Source organism: Microbacterium cremeum (assembly GCF_015277855.1).
In the GTDB taxonomy this organism is placed as follows: Bacteria; Actinomycetota; Actinomycetes; order Actinomycetales; family Microbacteriaceae; genus Microbacterium; species Microbacterium cremeum.
In genome coordinates, this window is the sequence record NZ_CP063812.1 from 2,444,531 (window position 1) to 2,463,965 (window position 19,435).

General features: G+C 71.2%; 15 protein-coding genes. 5 read left to right on the forward strand and 10 right to left on the reverse strand.

Translation table 11 applies throughout. The features are described 5' to 3' along the window. Positions 1-25 precede the first annotated feature (25 nt). The 4 genes from IM778_RS11170 to IM778_RS11185 form a co-directional block, all read right to left on the reverse strand. A complete protein-coding gene (locus IM778_RS11170; protein ID WP_194408967.1) occupies positions 26-2,089 on the reverse strand; it encodes a PhoX family protein in 2,064 nt (687 codons plus the stop codon). A 210-nt stretch (positions 2,090-2,299) separates the two neighbouring features. Further along, positions 2,300-3,364 carry an LOG family protein gene (locus IM778_RS11175; RefSeq protein WP_194408968.1) on the reverse strand — a complete coding sequence of 355 codons (1,065 nt, stop codon included), beginning with the start codon at positions 3,362-3,364 and terminating at the stop codon, positions 2,300-2,302. Positions 3,365-3,412: 48 nt separating this feature from the next. Beyond that, the gene (locus IM778_RS11180; protein WP_194408969.1) at positions 3,413-4,672 is read right to left on the reverse strand and encodes a glycosyltransferase; all 1,260 of its coding nucleotides are present in this window, start codon (positions 4,670-4,672) and stop codon (positions 3,413-3,415) included. A gap of 133 nt (positions 4,673-4,805) precedes the next feature. Further along, entirely contained in the window at positions 4,806-6,608 is a 1,803-nt protein-coding gene (locus IM778_RS11185) for a proline--tRNA ligase (RefSeq protein WP_194408970.1), read from the reverse strand. Between the two features lie 140 nt (positions 6,609-6,748). Here IM778_RS11185 and pcp point away from each other — a divergent pair, with 140 nt between their 5' ends. Continuing rightward, on the forward strand, positions 6,749-7,384 hold the full coding sequence (pcp, locus tag IM778_RS11190; protein WP_194408971.1) for a pyroglutamyl-peptidase I: 636 nt from the start codon (positions 6,749-6,751) through the stop codon (positions 7,382-7,384). A gap of 45 nt (positions 7,385-7,429) precedes the next feature. Here pcp and IM778_RS11195 read toward each other — a convergent pair whose 3' ends face one another. Beyond that, positions 7,430-8,641 carry a benzoate/H(+) symporter BenE family transporter gene (locus tag IM778_RS11195; protein ID WP_194408972.1) on the reverse strand — a complete coding sequence of 404 codons (1,212 nt, stop codon included), beginning with the start codon at positions 8,639-8,641 and terminating at the stop codon, positions 7,430-7,432. A gap of 140 nt (positions 8,642-8,781) precedes the next feature. Here IM778_RS11195 and IM778_RS11200 point away from each other — a divergent pair, with 140 nt between their 5' ends. Continuing rightward, positions 8,782-10,206 (forward strand): RNB domain-containing ribonuclease, encoded by a 1,425-nt coding sequence (locus IM778_RS11200; protein ID WP_194408973.1) that lies wholly within the window; start codon positions 8,782-8,784, stop codon positions 10,204-10,206. A gap of 54 nt (positions 10,207-10,260) precedes the next feature. Here the strand turns inward: IM778_RS11200 and IM778_RS11205 are convergent, their stop codons facing one another. Then, positions 10,261-10,782 carry a hypothetical protein gene (locus tag IM778_RS11205; protein WP_194408974.1) on the reverse strand — a complete coding sequence of 174 codons (522 nt, stop codon included), beginning with the start codon at positions 10,780-10,782 and terminating at the stop codon, positions 10,261-10,263. 248 nt (positions 10,783-11,030) lie between these two features. Then, a complete protein-coding gene (locus tag IM778_RS11210) occupies positions 11,031-11,555 on the reverse strand; it encodes a hypothetical protein (protein WP_194408975.1) in 525 nt (174 codons plus the stop codon). A gap of 173 nt (positions 11,556-11,728) precedes the next feature. Between IM778_RS11210 and IM778_RS11215 the strand changes: the two genes are divergently transcribed. Continuing rightward, complete coding sequence (locus IM778_RS11215; protein ID WP_194408976.1) at positions 11,729-13,309, forward strand: HNH endonuclease signature motif containing protein; 1,581 nt, start codon at positions 11,729-11,731, stop codon at positions 13,307-13,309. Between the two features lie 11 nt (positions 13,310-13,320). Here the strand turns inward: IM778_RS11215 and IM778_RS11220 are convergent, their stop codons facing one another. From IM778_RS11220 to ispG, 3 genes are read right to left on the reverse strand one after another with little or no spacing between them, the layout of a single operon-like run. Further along, positions 13,321-13,776, reverse strand: a complete 456-nt coding sequence (locus IM778_RS11220) for a DUF6176 family protein (protein WP_228484512.1) — start codon at positions 13,774-13,776, stop codon at positions 13,321-13,323. Positions 13,777-13,817: 41 nt separating this feature from the next. Beyond that, positions 13,818-14,681, reverse strand: coding sequence for a phosphotransferase (locus IM778_RS11225; protein WP_228484513.1), 864 nt, complete (start codon positions 14,679-14,681; stop codon positions 13,818-13,820). Between the two features lie 8 nt (positions 14,682-14,689). Beyond that, positions 14,690-15,820 carry a flavodoxin-dependent (E)-4-hydroxy-3-methylbut-2-enyl-diphosphate synthase gene (gene ispG / locus IM778_RS11230; protein WP_194411841.1) on the reverse strand — a complete coding sequence of 377 codons (1,131 nt, stop codon included), beginning with the start codon at positions 15,818-15,820 and terminating at the stop codon, positions 14,690-14,692. A 135-nt stretch (positions 15,821-15,955) separates the two neighbouring features. Between ispG and IM778_RS11235 the strand changes: the two genes are divergently transcribed. Next, entirely contained in the window at positions 15,956-17,188 is a 1,233-nt protein-coding gene (locus tag IM778_RS11235) for a low temperature requirement protein A (RefSeq protein WP_194408977.1), read from the forward strand. A gap of 165 nt (positions 17,189-17,353) precedes the next feature. Then, positions 17,354-19,345 carry an anthranilate synthase family protein gene (locus IM778_RS11240; protein WP_194408978.1) on the forward strand — a complete coding sequence of 664 codons (1,992 nt, stop codon included), beginning with the start codon at positions 17,354-17,356 and terminating at the stop codon, positions 19,343-19,345. The last annotated feature ends 90 nt before the right edge of the window (positions 19,346-19,435 follow it).

Sequence of the window (19,435 nt, forward strand, 5' to 3'; positions counted from 1 at the left end):
GCCGCGCACGCCCGGACCGGTACGCCTAGCCCCGGTAGACCTGCACGACCGACGGACGCGGCGCGTTGGGCGCGGAGCCCGGTGCCGTCGACCCGTAGTCGGGGAACCGCGACGTGGGGGCGGCGAACGTGCCGTCCTCGCCGGGATGCTGCACCGCGACGAACACGAGCCCCTCGCGGTCGTGGATCACCGGGCCGCAGGTCTCGGCATCGCGCGGCACCGAGAGGAACTGCTGCACGTGGCCGCGCTCAGGGCCCTCGAGCGGGACGAGGAACAGCCCGTCGTTGTAGCCGATCGTGCTCGGCGCGCCGTCGGTCGAGATCCAGAGGTTGCCTGCCGAGTCGAAGGCGACGTTGTCGGGGCACGAGATCGGCGAGACGAGCTCCTTCGGGAACCCGGCGAAGTACGAGTTCGCGAACACCGCCGGGTCGCCGCACAGCAGGAGGATGCTCCAGCCGAAGGTCGTTCCGGCCTGACCTGCGGTCTCGGTCATCTCGATGACGTGGCCGTAGCGGTTGCCCGTGATCGGGTTCGCCTCGTCGAGCGTCGCGGCCGATCGCGCCGAGTTGTTCGTCAGCGCGAGGTAGACCTTGCCGGTCGTCGGGTTCGGCTCGACATCCTCGGGACGGTCCATCTTGGTCGCGCCCACGGCATCCGCCGCCAGTCGCGTGTGGACGAGGACCTCTTCGGTCGAGAAGCCGGGGACGACGCTCTCGCCGTTCTGCGTCAGCGGGATCCACTGGCCCGAGCCGTCGAAGAGGCCGTCGCCGGGCAGCGCACCGGTTCCGAGGATCTCGTTCGCCGGCGAGTTGCCCGAGAACTTCGCCACGTACAGGTCGCCTTCGCTGAGCAGGTCCAGGTTCTTCTTGCGCGAGCCCGAGATCTTGTTCTTCGAGACGAACTTGTAGAGGTAGTCATTGCGCTCGTCGTCCCCCATGTAGGCGACGACCCGCCCGTCCTCGGCCACGATGACGTTCGCGCCCTCGTGCTTGAACCGGCCCATCGCGGTGTGCTTGCGCGGCGTCGACGCGGGATCCTGCGGGTCGATTTCGACGATGTAGCCGAACCGGTTGGGCTCGTTGACGTAGTCCGGGTTGTGCGCGTCGAAGCGGGGGTCGTACTTCTCCCATCCGGTGGAGGTCGACGTCGAAGCCGACGCCTGGTACCGCTTCTGCGCCGGGGTGTCGGCCGCCCACGCGAAGTATCCGTTGAAGTTCTCCTCGCCGGAGAGGATGGTGCCCCACGGCGTCGTCCCGCCGGCGCAGTTGCCGAGCGTGCCGTGCACCCAGCGGCCCTCCGGGTCGGCCGCCGTCTTGACGAGGTCGCTGCCCGCGGCCGGGCCGGTCAGCTCGAACACCGTCTCGACCGTGATGCGGCGGTTGCGTTTGCCGTCGACGACGTACGACCACGGCGCGCCGGTGCGCTTGCGCGTGATCTCGACGACCGCCATGCCCTGCGCCGCCTTGAAGATGTCGCCACGGCGCTGGAGCTCGGCCGGGTCGGCCGACGGCGGGAACATGATGCCGGGGTTCACGTACTCGTGGTTGCTCACCAGAACGCCGGTCTTGCCGCTCGGGTCGGCGACGACGTCGATGTAGTCGCAGTTGTACCCGAACTGCAGCGCCTGAGCCTCGGGAGTCTGGTTGTCGATGTCGAAGGCCGGCGCGCTCGAGAACAGCGGGTCGCCCCACCGGATGATCGGCTGCCACACGTAGCCCGCGGGCACGTGGAACTCGTCCACGAGCCGGCTCACCGGCGCGATCGGGTCGAACGCGAGTCCGCCCGTGGCGGGCCGCGCGAACGAAGCGCCGGCGCCGGCCGCGCCCGAAGCCGCCGCACCCGAGACCGGCGCCTGGCCGCGCAGGCCCCCGACCGCGATCGCGAGCGCGCCCGCGGCGCCCAGACCGAGCAGCGCGCGGCGCGACAGTGCCGCCGAGGCGATCTGCTGGAAGGACTCGTTCGACGACGAGTTGCATTCCGGTCCGAGGCACGCGTTGGCGCACTTGTACTGGCAGGTGGCCGCCAGGCGCTTTCCGCGCGCGTGCTCTGCCAGGGGAAGGGACCTGCGGAAACCCTCGATGATGCTCACGGTGCGTCCTCTCTACGTGTGACGATTCAGGTGCGACGGGCGTCAGCATCCTCGCCACCGGGTACGCCGCGGCGAACCGCAGGTGAACACCGCGCGACGCGCGCGTGAGAACGCCTTCATCCGGGCGGGCGGCGCTTCGTACGGACACGGCGAGACCGACGACGGATGCCGCGGGCCGGCGCCCGCGGCGGCGGCCGCACGCGCGGTGGGTCAGGCTGCGCGGGCGGGTCCCGTCGGTGCACTTCCGAGCTCGCTGACGGCACGGATCAGGCGGTGAAGGGACCCCACCTGGAACTGGTCGAGGTGCAGCACCAGGCGCGGCAGGTCGAGCCGGTCGCCGTCCTCCCGCTCCGGCCGCAGCGGCTCCCGCCGCTCGATGGTCCCGGAGGCGAGGAGCCCGCCGAACCTCTCGTTCAGCTCCGCCACCTCGGCATCGGTCGGCTCGGCCTTCAGACGCAGCACGAGCCGGCCGCCGACCCACCGCATCGAGTCGTAGTTGCGCCAGAAGTCGGTGATCCGCTGGGCCGCGGCCTCCACCGAGTCCGTCACGAGCACACGGTCGAAGTCATCGGGCGAGATCACGCCGTTGCCGACGAGCTCACCCTCGACGAAGCGCTGCAGGCCCTGCCAGAACGTGCCGCCGGGCTCGTCCAGCAGCACGATGGGCGTCGGCTCCGCCTTGCCCGTCTGCTGCAGGGTGAGCAGCTCGAACAGCTCGTCCAGCGTGCCGAAGCCGCCGGGCACGCACACGAACCCGTGCGATTCCTTCACCAGCATGAGCTTGCGGGTGAAGAAGTACTTCATCGCGACGCTGCGGGCGTTCTCGGCGATCACCGCGTTCGGCTTCTCCTCGAACGGAAGGCGGATCGAGACACCGAGCGACCGCTCGGCCCCCGCCCCCTCCGCCGCAGCCTGCATGATCCCGGGCCCCGCGCCGGTCACCACCATCCACCCCTTGTCGGCGAGGGCGCGGGCGACCTCCGCCGCGGCACGGTACACGTGCTGGTCGGGCAGTGTGCGCGCGGAGCCGAAGATCGTCACCTTCGGCACACCGGCGTACGGCGCGAAAAGACGGAAAGCCGCTCGCATCTCGGTGAGCGCGGCCGTGGTGATCTTGAGGTCGAGCCTGCTCGCCTCGTCGAGCCCCAGCCCGACCCCGGTCACGAGGATCCGCGCGATCAGGTCGACGTTCTCGGTGATCCCCGAGGCTGCGATCGTGGCACGCAGCTCCTCGGTGACGGGGTGCGGGACGGATCCGGTGTCGCTGGAGGCCATGATGCCAGCGTGCCACGGGCACGTCGCCGGCGGTACGCCACACCGGTCTCAGCGAGCGCCCTCGAGCAGCTCGGCGGCACGGCCGGCACCCCCGAGCGAGTGCAGCTGCGCGGCGACGCGGGACGCGGCATCCCGGAACGACGCCTCCGCCAGCACGCGATCCACCGCCGCGGCCACGGCCGCCGATCGCGGCGTACCGGTGCGCAGGTTCACGCCCGCGCCCGACCACGCGACGCGGGCAGCCACCTCGGGCTTGTCGAGGTCGCCGCCGGCGACGATGAGGGGGACGCTGTCGGAGAGGGCGGCGAGCGTGCTCCCCCAGCCGCCGTTCGTGATCGCCGCATCGACCTTCGGCAGCAGGTCGGCGAACGGCAGGAAGCCCGCGACCCGGGCGTTGGCGGGAACCGGGAACGGAAGCGAGTCCCTGCCGGCCACCCCCGTCGTCGCCACCGCGATCACATCGCGGCCCTCGAGCGCCTCGAGCGCTGGACGGATCAGGTCATCGGGATCGATGTTCTGCGTGCCCTGGGTGACCAGCACCACCCGGCGCCCCTCCAGGTCGCCCCACCACCCGGGGAGCGCGGTCGATGCGGACGGGATTCCGAACGAGCCGATGAACCGCAGATGCGGCGGACGGTCCGCGCGATCGTAGTCGAGCAGCGGCGACCCGCTCGCGACGATCAGGGTCGACGAGAAGACGAGCCGATCCATCGTGCGTCCGTCGGGCGTGAGCCCGACGCCGCGCTGCGCCTGAGCGATCGCCTTCGTCAGGGACCGCGAGATGACCGGCACCAGGCCGCGGAGCACGGCGTCGCGGGCCCGCGTCACGGCGTTCGTTCCGGGGCGGATGCCCATTCCGCTGGGCGGTCCGGCCGTGCCCGGAAGATTCAGCGGGAGGACGCATACCGTGGCCCACGGCATCCCCTCCCGCTCGCTGAACAGCACGGCGCCGATCGAGGTCTCGTCGGCGGCGAGCACCTCCCAGGGCTCGCTCTTCCATTCCGCCTCGAGGTCGGTCACCTGCGCCGGCGCAGTGGCGATGAAGCAGTCGGCGACGTTCACGAGGAGCTGCCGCATGCCCTTCTTGCCGACGAGCCGCGGGAACGTCGCGGTGAGGTCGTTCTCGTCGAAGTCGGGCGCCTCGCGCCACGGCACGAGCCGCGCACCCGACGCCTCCACCCGGTCCCGGAACCGCGAGCCGGTGTGGACGCGAACGTCGTGGCCGCGTCGCACGAGTTCGCGCGCCACCACGGTCATCGGGCCGACGTGACCGGTGAACGGCATCGCACTGAGGAGGAATCGGCTCATGAGGGGTCTCCTTGCGCACGCTCGCCGCGACGCTGGAACCGCGCGTCGCGGATCCGGGAGTCACCCCGTACGACGAGGATGCCGCACCGACGGCCGGTCGCGCACCCCTGCCGCCCCTACGTCGACGACGGTGTCACGGCCGGACGGCGAGGCGGGCTACCGCTTCCGCGGCCGGCACGACCTCGCGGTCGCCGGTGCGGCGGTCCCACAGTTCGACCTGGCCGTCGGCCGCACCGCGGCCCACGATGACGATCCGCGGCACGCCCACCAGCTCGGCGTCGCCGAACTTCACGCCGGGTGACACCTTGCGGCGGTCGTCGTAGAGCACGTCGTAACCGGATGCCTCGAACTCGGCCGAGAGCGACTCCGCGAGCTCGAACGCCACGGCGTCCTTGCCCGTCGCCACCACGTGCACGTCGAACGGCGCCACCGACGCCGGCCAGATGAGGCCCTTGTCGTCGTTGTTGAGCTCGGCGATGATCGCGAGGATGCGGGTGACGCCGATGCCGTACGAGCCCATCGTGACGGTCACGAGCTTGCCGTTCTCGTCGAGGACCTTGAGCCCCAGCGTCTCGGCGAAGAACCGGCCGAGCGCGAAGACGTGACCGATCTCCATGCCGCGCGCGAGCTCGACCGGACCCGAGCCGTCGGGCGCGGGGTCGCCGGCGCGGACGTTCGCGACCTCGACGAACCCGTCGCCGGTGAAATCGCGGCCGGCGACGAGGGTGTGCACGTGCTTCTCGTCGATGTTGGCGCCGGTCATCCACGCCGTCCCGTCGACCACGCGAGGGTCGAGCAGGTAGCGGATGCCGGTGGCGGACTCCTCGCCGAGCACCGGACCGGTCTCGGACCACGGGCCGATGTAACCCTTCACGAGGAGCGGGTTGCGCTCGAAGTCCTGCTCGGTCGCCGGCTCCACCGCCGCGGGCGCGAAGGCGACCTCGACGCGCTTGTCGTCGACGTCGCGGTCGCCGGGGATGCCGACGATCACGAGCTCGCGGGTGCCGTCGAGGTGGGTCAGGGCGAGCACGACGTTCTTGAGCGTGTGCGCCGCGGTCCACTCGGTCGCACCATCGGTCGCCGGGCCGGCGATGCCGGATGCGGGCGCCTCGAGGTGCGCGTTGGCGTGATCGACGAGCGTCTGGATCGTGGGGGTGTTCGGCGAGTCGAAGATCACCGGCTCGCCGTGCCCGTCGAGCGGGAGGGCGTCGGGGACGACCGTCGTGAACGCCTCGACGTTGGCGGCGTATCCCCCAGCGGACCGGACGAACGTGTCTTCGCCGACCGGCGTCGGGTGCAGGAACTCCTCGGAGCGCGCGCCGCCCATCAGGCCGTTGTCGGCCGCCACGATGACGTACTCGAGCCCGAGCTTCTGGAAGATGCGCTCGTAGGCGTCGCGCTGCGCCTGGTACGAGGCATCCTGCCCCTCGTCCGTGTAATCGAACGAGTACGCGTCCTTCATCGTGAACTCGCGGCCGCGCAGCAGGCCTGCACGCGGACGCGCCTCGTCGCGGTACTTGTCCTGGATCTGGTAGATCGCCAGCGGCAGGTCCTTGTACGACGAGTACAGGTCCTTCACGAGGAGCGTGAACATCTCCTCGTGCGTGGGCGCGAGGAGGTAGTCGGCGCCCTTGCGATCCTGCAGGCGGAAGATGCCGTCGCCATAGGACGTCCAACGGCCCGACTGCTCGTAGGGCTCACGCGGCAGCAGCGCCGGGAAGTGCACCTCGTACGCGCCGGCGTTCGCCATCTCCTCGCGGATGACGGCTTCGATGCGCGCCTTGACCTTCAGGCCCAGCGGCAGCCACGTGAAGATGCCCGGCGCGGCACGGCGGATGTAGCCGGCGCGGACGAGCAGCCGATGGCTCGTGACCTCGGCATCGGCGGGGTCTTCGCGGAGCGTGCGGAGGAAGAAGTGCGACAGACGGGTGACCACGAGCGTCAAGTCTAGGGTGACGGGATGCCGCGGCCTCTCCGGGAGGGCCTGCACACCGCTGGGAGCCGTCCGGGGCGATGCCGGGACCTTCCGGACGCGAGTGCGGGGTCGCGTCGGCCGAGCCGCCGTAGCCTGGAGCGATGACGACTGTGCTGCTCACCGGCTTCGAGCCGTTCGGCGGCGATGCCGACAACCCGTCGGGCGAGGCGGTTCGGTGGGTCGCGGAGCGATGGAGCGGGCCGGAGGTACTCGTCACCGCCGTGCTGCCGGTCACGTTCCGGGGTGCGGCGCAGCGGCTGCGCGACCTCGTCGCGGAGCATCGGCCCGATGTCGTGATCGCCACCGGTCTCGCGGGCGGGCGCGCCGTCATCGGGGTCGAGCGGGTCGCGGTGAATCTCATCGACGCGCGCATCGCCGACAACGACGGCGCGCAGCCGGTCGACGAGCCCAGCGTCGCGGGTGCGCCCGCCGCGCGATTCGCGACGCTGCCGGTGAAGGCGATCACCCAGCGGATCGTCGACGCCGGCATCCCCGCCGAGGTCTCGTACTCAGCCGGCACGTTCGTCTGCAACCACGTGTTCTTCACGGCGCTCGAGGCCGCGGCATCCGGAACCCGTGCCGGTTTCGTCCACGTGCCGTGGTCGGTCGACCACGCTCCCTCCCCGGAAGTCCCGGCGCTCCCCCTCGCCGACATCGTGCGCGCGCTCGAGATCGCCGTACGGACGAGCCTCGACGTCGCCGTGGACGCCACCGCGACAGCCGGCACCCTGCACTGACGCGCCGCGGCTGCGGCCGGTCTGACGCGCCGCGGCTGCGGCCGGTCAGCGCGAGCGGCGGCCGAGGTGCAGCACCTCGCGCACCACGAGTCCCGCGACGAGCGCCCAGAACGCAGCGCTGACGCCGGCGATCGCGATGCCCGACGCGGCCACCAGGAACGTCACCACCGCGGGCAGCCGCTCGCCCGGGTCGTCGATCGCCTGCTGGACGGCCGACCCGAATGCACCGAAGAGCGCGATGCCCGCCACCGCGGGGATCACCGCCGCAGGCGCCACGACGACGAGTGCGACGAGCGCCGCCGACAGCCCGCCGAGCACGATCGCCGTCGCGCCGGTCGACACGCCCGCGACCCAGCGCCGCCGCGGATCGGGGTCGGCGTCCGGCGCTGCCGCGAGCGCCGCGCTGATCGCCGCCAGGTTGATCGCGTGGCCTCCCGCCGTGGCGCCGAGCGCGGTGCCGAGACCGGTCACGAGCATCGCGGGCCGCCACGGCACCTCGTAGCCGAAGCTGCGCATGATCGCGACGCCCGGCACGTTCTGCGACGCCATGGTCACCAGGAACAGTGGCAGCGCCAGTCCGACCACCGCGCCGAAGGTCAGCGTGGGCGCCGTGAACTCGAGGTGCGGCATGAGCAGCCGCGGGTCGATCGCGGCCCCTGTCGTGGCGACGTGGACGCCCACGACGACGGATGCCGCGACGAAGGCGAGCGGCACGGCCCAGCGCGGAGCGAGCCTGACGAAGACGAGCCAGGTGAGGATCACCGGGACGACCCCCCACGGGTTCGCGACGATCCCTGTGACCGGCGCGAGGCATAGCGGCAGCAGCACACCCGCGAGCATCGCCTGCGCGATCGACGGCGGAATGCGCGCGATCAGCCGCCCGAGCCGTGGCCACAGCGCCGTGAGCAGGATGAGCCCCGCGGTGACGAGGAAGGCGCCGACCGCGGCGGGCCAGCCGCCCTCGACCGCCCCGGTGGCGGCGAGAACCGCCGCCCCGGGCGTCGACCAGGCCACGGTGATCGGCATCCGGTATCGCCACGCGAGGACGATCGACGCGAGGCCCATCGTCAGGCACAGCACGAGCAGGCCGCTCGCAGCCTGGGCCCGCGACGCGCCGACGGCGTCGAGGCCGGTCAGCACGACGGCGAACGAGCTCGTGACGCCGACGAGTGCCGTGATGACACCGGCCACGACAGGACGCGACAGCGGCGTGCGCGGATCGGAGGCGGCGTCTGCGGGAGGGGCGGGCTCGGTCATGAGATTCCCGACCGTAGCGGATCGCGCGCCGCGCGCGCCTGCGCCAACCGCGATCGGGTGGCTCGCCGCTGCGCTGGGGCGGGGGTCCGCCCGCCGGGGACCGCCGCGTCGTGCGGGAGCGCGCTGGATAGGCTCGACCCATGCGCCGCACCGCACGACTGTCGCCGTCGGCGAACCAGACGGAGCTCGCCGCGGCTCTGGCGGACCTGCGGGAGTCGCTCGGCATCCCGACCGGCTTTCCCGCCGATGTCGATGCCGAGGCCCGGCGTGCGGCCGGCGCCCCAGGGGGCGATCTGCCCGATCTCACCGACGTCGAGTTCCTCACGGTCGACCCGCCCGGATCCACCGACCTCGACCAGGCCATGCACCTCACCGCGACCGCCGACGGCTTCCTGGTCCGCTACGCGATCGCCGACGTGCCGTTCTTCGTCGCTCCCGGCGGCCCGCTCGACGCCGAGACGCGGCGGCGGGGCCAGACGCTCTACGCCCCCGACGGGCGTGTGCCGTTGCATCCGCCCGTCATCTCGGAGGATGCGGGTTCGCTGCTGCCCGAGCGCGTGCGCCGCGCGTTCGTGTGGGAGTTCGCGCTCGATACCGACGGCGCGCTGCGTCACACCGACCTCACACGTGCGCTGATCCGGTCGCGGCGCGCGTGGAGCTACGCCGAGGCGCAGCAGGCGCTCCGCGACGGAACGGCACCCGAGAGCCTCGCACCGCTGCCCGCCATCGGACGAGCGCTCCTCGCACAGGAGGCTGCGCGCGGCGGCGCATCACTCAACGTCCCCGACCAGGAGGTCGTGCTCACCGAGCACGGGTACGGGCTGGAACGACGGATGCCCCTCCCCGTCGAGGACTGGAACGCGCAGCTCTCGCTGCTCACCGGCATGGCGGCCGCGCGCATCATGCTCGACGGCGGGATCGGCATCCTCCGCACGATGCCCCCTGCAGAAGCCGAGGCGGTCGCCGCCTTCCGGCATCAGACGCAGCTGCTCGGCCTGCCCTGGACGGAGGGCGTCGAGTACGGCGAGTACCTGCGCACGCTGGACCGCGACGCCCCCGCCGCGCTCGCCGTGCTCGAGGCCGCCGCGGCGCTGTTCCGCGGCGCCGGGTACGAGGCATTCGACGACGAGCCGCCGGCGCAGCCGCTGCAGGCCGCACTCGGCGCGCCATACGCGCACGTGACCGCTCCCCTGCGACGGCTCGTCGACCGCTGGGGTCTGCTCATCTGCGCGGCTCTGACCGACGGCGACGACGTGCCGGGCTGGGTGCGATCCTCCCTCGACGAGCTGCCGCGGGCCATGGCGACGAGCTCCGGGCTCGCGGGGCGACTGAACTCCGGCGCGATCGACCGCATCGAGGCGGCCGTGCTCGCCGATCGCGTCGGTCAGGAGTTCGACGCCGTCGTGCTCGCGCAGAACCCATCGCACACGCGCATCCAGCTCACGGACCATGCGGTCGAGGCATCCGTCGACGGCGTCTTCGGCGAGCCCGGCCGCGACGTGCGCGTGCGGCTCCTCGCGACGAGCATCCGCACGGGCACGCTCGCGTTCGAACCCGTCGGCTGACGTCCTGATCCCCTCGCGGAGGCGCATGCACGGCGGTCTCGCGGCTGCGGTGCGTCAGCAGCCGGGGCCGGAGGGGTGCTCGACGCAGGTGCGGTCCACGAGCGCGGTGCGCACCTCGACCACACGCACGGGGTAGTCCGCGGAGCGCGCCGTGACGACGCCTTCGACCGGGCGCCACCCGGTGCCGAAGTCGACCGCGGCTGCGTGTTCGATCGTCACCCCGGTCGCGTAGGTGCCGCGCTCGGCGTAGACGTGGCTCGTGCTCGTGGGAGTGAACTGCGCGAGACCGGATGCCTCCCACGACGTCCCCCCGGACGCCGCACGCAGCGTCGACCCATCGCCGTAGCTGAAGACGAACGCGATCGGAGTGAACCGCACGGTCACCGGGTAGCCGAGCAGAGTCCCGGTGAGCTGCTGTTCTGAGGCGGTGGCGACGAAGTTCGCGGGCATGCCGACCACTCCGAAACCGGCCGGTTCCCCACCGAGGGCGGGGGTGGCGGGGCGGAACGACACCAGATCGGCCAGCGTCACCACCGGGAACCCCGGATCGACGGGCTCCGCCGGCAGATCAGGCATGAGACACGACCCGGTCCCTGAGTCACACTGTCGTCCCGGATCGGGCCGGCTCCAGATCTGCGGTTCGCGTGTGTCGCCCGGCTGAGGTCCATTCCCCTGGCTCGCGCCAGGATCAGTGCGGCCACTCGCCAAGTGAACCTCGTCGCCAGTGTTCAGAATCTCCGGACAGCCAGTTGTCTGTGCCTGAACCGCGCCACAATCCGGGCCATTCTGAATCGGGCCGGCGAGCACCAATGCGAGCAGGAGCGTCAGCACTCGCCAATCTCCGCTACTTCGCTGCGTTCGATGGTGAGTGACTCGCCCGCAGGCACCAGGTATACGTGGAGGAGCGTCAGATCCGCACGCTCGGGGGACGTGACATCCTCCCCCTCACGGTCGAGCACCCGAACCTCTGCGGCGTTGATACACACCCTGAGTTCCACTTCGCCGGTTCTCGGTTGGGCCGCAAGGTGGTCGACGCGGTCCACTACGCCGTCGCCGACAGGCCGCAAGCCAGCCGCGTCGAGGTCACGTTGAGCCGCGAGTTCACTCTCAAAGGCACTTCCAGAAAGAAACGCCAACGGGTCAGGTTCGGACTGCGGGTCAGTACGCCGCGCGTTCACCGCGTCGATGTACGCCCGATAGGTTTCCTCCGCGGCGGCGAAGGCCTCTTCCTCACTCGAGAACACGGCCGTCGGCGTGGGCGTGGGCTCCGGCGTCGAGCCGAAGCACCCGGCCAGCGCGATGATCGAAACCGCCACCAAGGCGGCCGCCCCCGTCGCTCGCAGAATCACCCGACCACCGTAACCGGCCCAGGCGAGCCGGCCTGCGAGTTCTCCACAGCCCCCTCCGGCGACGCACCGATAGTCGTCCGATCATGGCGACTGTTATCGAGCTGTTACATGATTCGGATCAAGACAGACTCGAACACTACTTCGAGTGTCGGTGGTCGTTGAGAGCATGAAGTATGACGTTCTTCTCCGAGATGCAGGCGGCGCTGGATGCGCTGCGCGCGGCACTCGGGGACGATGTCGACGGCGTCGATGTGCCGTCAGCGGTGCGCGGCCTCGCCGATGACGGAGTGGTCTCGGTGATCGAGCACGCGACCGCTCTGGTGCGCGGCGCCGAGTCGGTGCGGATCGCGGCGTCGGGCACGGTGGCCGAACGCTCCACTCGTGACGCGGGCCACGATGGTCTGGCGCAGAAGCGTGGTCATCGGTCGCCGGTGTCGCTGATCCAGGACCTCACCGGAACCACCCGCGCGGATGCGGTCAAGCAGGTGCGGCTCGGTGAGGCGCTCGCGGCGGGAATGCTGCCCGCCGCGGAGGACTCCCCCGCGACCGAAGCGGACGCGGGAACAGGTTCTGACACGGATGCCGCCGAACCGGCCGGCGTGCCGTCGCGGCCCTGGCACGCCGTACTCGGCGACGCCCTGATGACGGGTGCTCTCACGTCGGCGCAGCACGACGCGATCCTTCGCGGGCTCGGCGAACCACCCGTCCCCGCAGCCGCCGCCGAGGCGGACTCGGCAGCCGAAGACGAGCCTGCCGTGTCCGCTGCCGACGACACCGCGTCCGAGGCTGCAGGGGTGCGGGCGGCGTGGGAGACCGCGGCGGTGCAGTTGATCGGTGAGGCGGGGGTGCGCACCGTGGAGGAGCTCGCGTCCGCGGCGCGCGCGATCCGTGACCTGCTCGACCCGACCGGCGCGCAGCAACGGTTCGAGCAACGGTTCGAAGCACGCTCGTTCCGCCGGTGGACCGATCGCGACGGCATCCGCCACGGCAGCTTCACCTTCGACGACGAAGGCGGCGCCTGGATCGAAGCGATCATCGACACCGCCCTGCGCCCCCGCCGCGGCGGACCACGCTTCGTCGACCCGGACGAGAAAGCCCGCGCCGAGCAACTCACCACCGACCCCCGCAGCAACGACCAACTCGCCTACGACCTGCTCCTGGACGTGCTACGCGCCGGCGCGCTCGCCGACACCGACACCGTGTTCGGGACACGACAAGCAGGAATCCGCATCGTCACCACCACCGCCGCGCTCGACGACGCCACCACCGGCCGGGCGGCGGTCGCGCTCCTCGAAGACACCGACACCACCCTCCCCGGCTGGCTGGTCGCCCGGCACACCTGCGACACCACCACCCGCACCATCACCCTCGACCCCGACGGGAACCCCCTCGACCTCGGCCGCGAAGCCCGCCTGTTCACCCCGAAACAACGCCTCACCCTCGCCATCCGCGACGGCGGATGCCGCTGGACCGACTGCGACCGACCCGCCAGCTACTGCGAAGCCCACCACATCGACCCCTACAGCGAAGGCGGCCGCACCGACATCGACCGCGGCATCCTGCTCTGCCGCTGGCACCACACCCAACTCCACCACGGCGGCTGGCGCATCACCCGCACCCACAAAGAAGACTTCCACCTCCACCCACCCCAGGGACACCGCAGCCAGCCCACCGCCCTGCCCGCCCGACTCACCCGCCGCTACGCCTTCGGCGACCTCCAACCCCCACCCCGAAGATTCCACCCCGCCGCCTGATCGCCCGTCGACTACTCGCCGCGTCCCGTCGCGCCCCACTGCTCCATCGCGGCACGCAGGTGCGACGGAGTGAGCATGAACAGCGGCTCGATCTCCTCCCACCCGGGTTCTTTGACGCGGCGACTGAATGCCGCATGCTCGGCGTCCACCGGGTTCGACTCGTCCAGCCCGCCCCCGCCCTCACCCATGAGCGCGAAATGGTAGATCCACAACGAACCGTCGGCCTCGCGATGCCGGAACGTCGCCTCGAACACCGCCCGCTCGGCAGGGAGCGTCTCGAGGCATTCGTCGTAGCGCGCCGTCAGCGTCGCCATCCACTCCTCGAGCTCGCCCTCCATGCCGTCAGCCACCCGTGCCCGGCTCAGCTCCAGCCGCAACCCCGGCGGAACCGTCGTCGGCATCGCGAACCCCGCGAAGTCACGAGGAACCGGCCGGAAGGGAATCCTCGGCACCGCGTCATCGGTCATGATCAGAACCCTCTCACTCCGAACGACCGCCGTCCCCGCCGTCAGCCGTCGAGGCCGTCGAGGCCGTCGAAGTCCGCCAGCGCCTCCGCGATCATCCGATGACCCTGCGCCTCGAACGGCGCGTCGCCCACCTGATACGCCCACGCGGCGGTGCCGATCGCCTCGCGAAGACGCACGAGGAGCCATTCCGACGGATGCCGCGGATCGCAGCCGTAGCCGTCGAGGAAGGCGTCTTCACACGCCGGCGCGGCTCGCCACTCCTGCGCCGCGAGGCGCGCGAAGTCGGTCACTGCGGGCCGGAACGCGAAACGCCCGAAGTCGATCACCCGCACCTCCCCCCGCTCGACCAGCCAGTTGCGGGGCTGCCAGTCCCCGTGCGTCGGCACGAGCGGCGCACCCACCGGCGGCAGCGACGCGAGAGCGAACCGCAACCTCGCCTCGACGTCGGGCGCGATCGCGTGGGCCGAGTCGAGCCAGGCCATCGCGCGGCGCGTGGCCGCGGCATCCGTCCCCTCCGACGGGCGGCTCACCTGGTCATGGAACGCGCGGAGCAGCTCGCCCGCGCGGCGATGCACAGCCGGGTCGGTCGCAGCGGGCGTGCGGTACGCCAGCTCGCCGGGCAGCCGATCGACGACCAGGATGCGTGCGTCGTGGTCGAGGTGGAGCAGCCGCGGCGCGCGGCCGGCCGACGCCCACACGTCCACCAGCCCAGACTCGTACGCCTCCGCCTCACGCCCGAAATGGTGGTTCGCCGGCGCGGTCGCCTTGACGACCACCTCGCGCCCGCGATCGCGCGCGTGCAGCACGACGGTGTCGACGAGGTTCCAGCTGAGATCGGCCACGACCTCGGCGCCCGGCATCCACCCGGCCAGACACGCCCGCTGGTCGACGGTGAGGCGATCCACGCCCGGGCTCAGGACGTGACGACCTGCGCGGTTCCGACCGGCGCGCTCGGCCCCATCTCGTCGGCGATGCGGTTCGCCTCCTCGATGAGAGTCGCGACGATCTCGGACTCGGGCACCGTCTTGATGACCTGGCCCTTGACGAAGATCTGGCCCTTGCCGTTGCCGGAGGCGACACCGAGGTCGGCCTCACGCGCCTCGCCGGGACCGTTCACGACGCACCCCATGACGGCCACGCGCAGCGGCACGGTCATGTCCTTGAGTCCCTCGGTGACGTTGTCGGCCAGCGTGTAGACGTCCACCTGCGCGCGACCGCACGACGGGCACGAGACGATCTCGAGCTTGCGCTCACGGAGGTTCAGCGACTGCAGGATCTGGTGCCCGACCTTGACCTCCTCGGCCGGAGGAGCCGACAGCGACACGCGGATCGTGTCGCCGATGCCCTCGCCGAGCAGGATGCCGAACGCCGTCGCCGACTTGATCGTGCCCTGGAACGCCGGGCCCGCCTCGGTCACGCCGAGGTGCAGCGGCCAGTCGCCCCGCTCGGCGAGCAGCCGGTACGCCTTGACCATCACCACGGGGTCGTTGTGCTTGACCGAGATCTTGAAGTCGTGGAAGTCGTGCTCCTCGAAGAGCGACGCCTCCCACACCGCGCTCTCCATGAGCGCCTCGGGGGTCGCCTTGCCGTATTTCTCGAGCAGCCGCTTGTCGAGCGAGCCCGCGTTGACCCCGATACGGAGAGACACGCCCGCGGTCTTGGCCGCCGCCGCGATCTCGCCGACCTTGTCGTCGAACTGCCGGATGTTGCCGGGGTTCACGCGCACCGCCGCGCACCCGGCGTCGATCGCCTGGAACACGTACTTCGGCTGGAAGTGGATGTCGGCGATCACCGGGATCTGGCTCTTCGCCGCGATGATGTGGAGCACGTCCGCGTCGTCCTGCGACGGCACGGCCACGCGCACGATCTCGCATCCCGACGCCGTGAGCTCGGCGATCTGCTGCAGCGTCGCGTTGATGTTCGTCGTGGGCGTGGTCGTCATCGACTGCACGCTCACCGGCGCGTCGCCGCCGACGAGCACCTTGCCGACCTTGATCTGACGGCTCTTGCGGCGGGGGGCGAGAGTTTCAGGGACCTTGGGCATCCCGAGATTCACGGCTGGCACGCCATAGAGCCTACGCGCGAGTCGTGGGCGCCGGCTGGCCGGGGGCTGAGCGGATGCCGAGGCCGAGGCATCCGTCGTCTCGCCGCGTCGCGCAGACAGTGTAAGTTTCCCGCCATGAGCCTGAGCCACCATCTCGGACGCATGACCGGCAGGAACCCGGACGAGGCGCACCGCGGTGCGACACCGCTGGAGCTGCTGTTCGACCTCGTGTTCGTCGTCGCCTTCAGCCAGATCGGCACGCAGGCGGCGCACTATCTCGAGCTGGGGAACGTCTCGACGGCGCTCACCGGCATCGCGTTCTCGACGTTCGCGGTCACGTGGGCGTGGATCAACTACTCGTGGCTCGCGTCGGCGTACGACACCGACGACGCGTTCTTCCGTATCGCGACGCTCATCATCATGGTCGGCGTCCTCATCGTCGCCCTCGGCGTACCCGATGTGTTCCATTCGATCGACGAGGGGCTCGTCTTCGACAACACGGTCATGGTCGCCGGATACGTGGTGATGCGCATCGCGACCGTGGCGCTGTGGATCCGCGCCGCCCGGCACGACGAGAAGCGCCGCAAGACCTGCGTCGCGTACGCCGTGAACGTCTCGATCGCCCAGGTGGGGTGGATCGCGCTCATCTTCCTCAACCTGCCGCTCGGGATCACGCTCGTCCTCACGACGCTCCTGTCGCTGTTCGAGCTGGCCGGCCCGTACTTCGCCGAGAAGCGGTACGGCCCGACGCCCTGGCACGCGCACCACATCGCCGAGCGCTACGGACTCCTCGTCATCATCACGCTCGGCGAGGTGATCCTCGGCACGATCCTCGCGATCTCGGCGGTGATCGAGGAGGACGGCTGGTCGGCCGAGGCGGCGCTCGTCGCCTTCGGCGGCACGGCGCTCGCGTTCGGCATGTGGTGGAACTACTTCGCGATCCCGTGGGGTGAGGTGCTCAAGCATCACCGCTGGCGCGGGTTCCCGTGGGGCTACCTGCACCTGTTCGTCTTCGGATCCCTCGTGACGGTCGGCGCAGGGCTCCACGTCGCGTCCTACGTCATCACCGACCACGCGCACGTGGACGCCACCTTCGCGGTGCTGAGCATCGCGATCCCGGTGCTCGTGTTCGAGACGTTCCTGTTCGGGATCTACGCCCTCACCGTGATGCAGTTCGACCCGTTCCACGTCTGGCTCTATCTCGGTGCGGTCGCCGCGCTGGTGGTGAGCGTCATCGCGGTGTCGCTCGGCGCCTCGATGGGCGTCGCGCTGCTGCTCATCGCGTGCTCCCCCGCCGTCGTGGTCGTCGGGTACGAGACCGTCGGCTGGCGCCACGGCGCCGAGATGCTCGAGCGCGCGACCCGCTGACGCCCGCCCGGACGGGCTGAGCACGTGTGGTAGGTTCGGCGCATGTCCGCGAACCTCTCCTGGTGGCTCACCGCATAGGCGGTGGGTTTCGCGCGACTCAGACCGCCTCCGGGGCGGTCTTCTTTTTCGTAAGGGACGCCTCCCCATGACGAAAGAACCACAGCCATGACCGGGCCCGCCCACCCCTCGCTTCGAGAGATCGCCGCTCGCGGCATCCCGTTCGCCCTCATCGCCCGCGACGGCGCGACCGTCGAGCTGCTCACCGGCGACGTGGTCGACGTCGAGCTGCTCGGCGACATCCCGCTGCTCGACGAGGCCGGCACGCCGCGCGAGGTGCTCGCGCTCGTGCCGTACCGGCAGGTGCGCGAACGCGGGTTCGAATGCCACGACGACGACGCGCCGCTTCGCTGCCTGATCGTCGGCGAACGGCTGGCGATTCCGCGCGACGAGGCACTGGCCCAGCTGCCGGCGGCGGCGATCCCGCTCGAGAGTCCCGGCTTCGACATCTCCGACGACGAGTACGCCGACATCGTGCGACGCGTCATCACTGACGAGATCGGCCGTGGCGAGGGCGCCAACTTCGTGATCCGGCGCGATTTCACCGCGGGAGTGCCGACGGATGCCGCCACCGCGGCGCTGACGTGGTTCCGGGCGCTCCTCGAGCACGAGCGGGGCGCCTACTGGACCTTCGCGGTCGTGACCCCCGGCCACGTCGCGGTCGGCGCCAGCCCCGAGGCGCACGTCAGCGCCCGCGACGGCGTGGTGACGATGAACCCGATCTCGGGCACGTTCCGTCACCCCGACGGTGGGGCCACCCGCGAGACGCTCACCGAGTTCCTCGAGTCGACGAAAGAGACCGAAGAGCTGTTCATGGTCGTCGACGAAGAGCTCAAGATGATGAGCGCGGTGTGCTCCGACGGCGGCCGGATCACGGGACCGCACCTCAAGGAGATGTCGCGCCTCACCCATACCGAGTACGTGCTCCGCGGGCGCAGCCGGCTCGATCCGCGCGAGATCCTGCGCGAGACGATGTTCGCCCCCACGGTCACCGGATCGCCGATGCAGAACGCGTGCACGGTGATCGCCCGTCACGAGCAGACGCCGCGCGGCTACTACTCCGGCGTCGCGGCCCTGTTCACGCCGCGCGAGGCGCAACCGGGTGACGCGGCGGACACGCAGTCTGGGGCCGGTGAGCCGACGCACGACCTCGACGCTCCGATCCTCATCCGCACCGCGTACCTGCAGGGCGGACGACTGCGCGTGCCGGTCGGCGCGACGCTGGTGCGCCACTCCGACCCGTTCGGCGAGGTCGGCGAGACCCACGGCAAGGCCGCGGGCGTGCTCGGCGCGATCGGCGCTGTGCCGCGCGACGCGGGGTCCGAGCCCGTCGTCGCGGAGTCCGAGCCTGTCGTCGCGGCGATCGCCGCCGATGCCGTGGATGAGGACGCTCCCGCCGCCGAGCCGCGGCGTCTCGCCGACGACCCCGCGATCTCGGCGCTCCTGTCGTCGCGCAACGCGCGCCTCGCAGAGTTCTGGCTGAACCCCCAGGGCACCGGCGAGGCCGGCCCGTTCGCCGGTCGCACGGCGCTGGTGGTGGACGCCGAAGACCGCTTCACGACCATGCTCGCGCACCAGCTGCGCCACCTCGGCCTGCACGTCGAGATCGCGCCGTGGAACGAGGTCACCGACGAGCAGATCGACGATGCAGAGCTCGTCGTGTCGGGCCCCGGGCCGGGCGACCCCCGCGACCCGCGGAATCCGCGCATGCGCCGCATGCGCGAGGTGGTGGCCCGCCGCCGGGCGACGCACCGGCCGCTGCTCGCGGTATGCCTGAGCCACCAGATCCTCGCCGACTCGCTCGGCGTCGAGCTGGCGCCCCTGGCCGCACCGCATCAGGGACTGCAGAAGACGGTCGACGTGTTCGGGACTCCGGCATCCATCGGCTTCTACAACACCTTCACCGCGCGCGTCTCGCCCGGGACCACGGAGGTCGGTGGCGCGGAGGTCGCCGCGGATGCCGCAGGCGACGTGTACGCGCTGCGCGGGGCCGGTTTCGCCTCGGTGCAGGGCCACCTCGAGTCGATCCTGTCGCGCGACGGCATGACGACGCTCGAGCGCCTCGTCGCGCACGCGCTGACCCCGTCCCCGGCTCGTTGAGCGAGGCGCGCTCGACGACCTGAGGCAGACGCAGGCGGGGCGGCGAGCCACCCGGGGGTGCCGATGTGGTCCGACGTCGACGGACTCCCC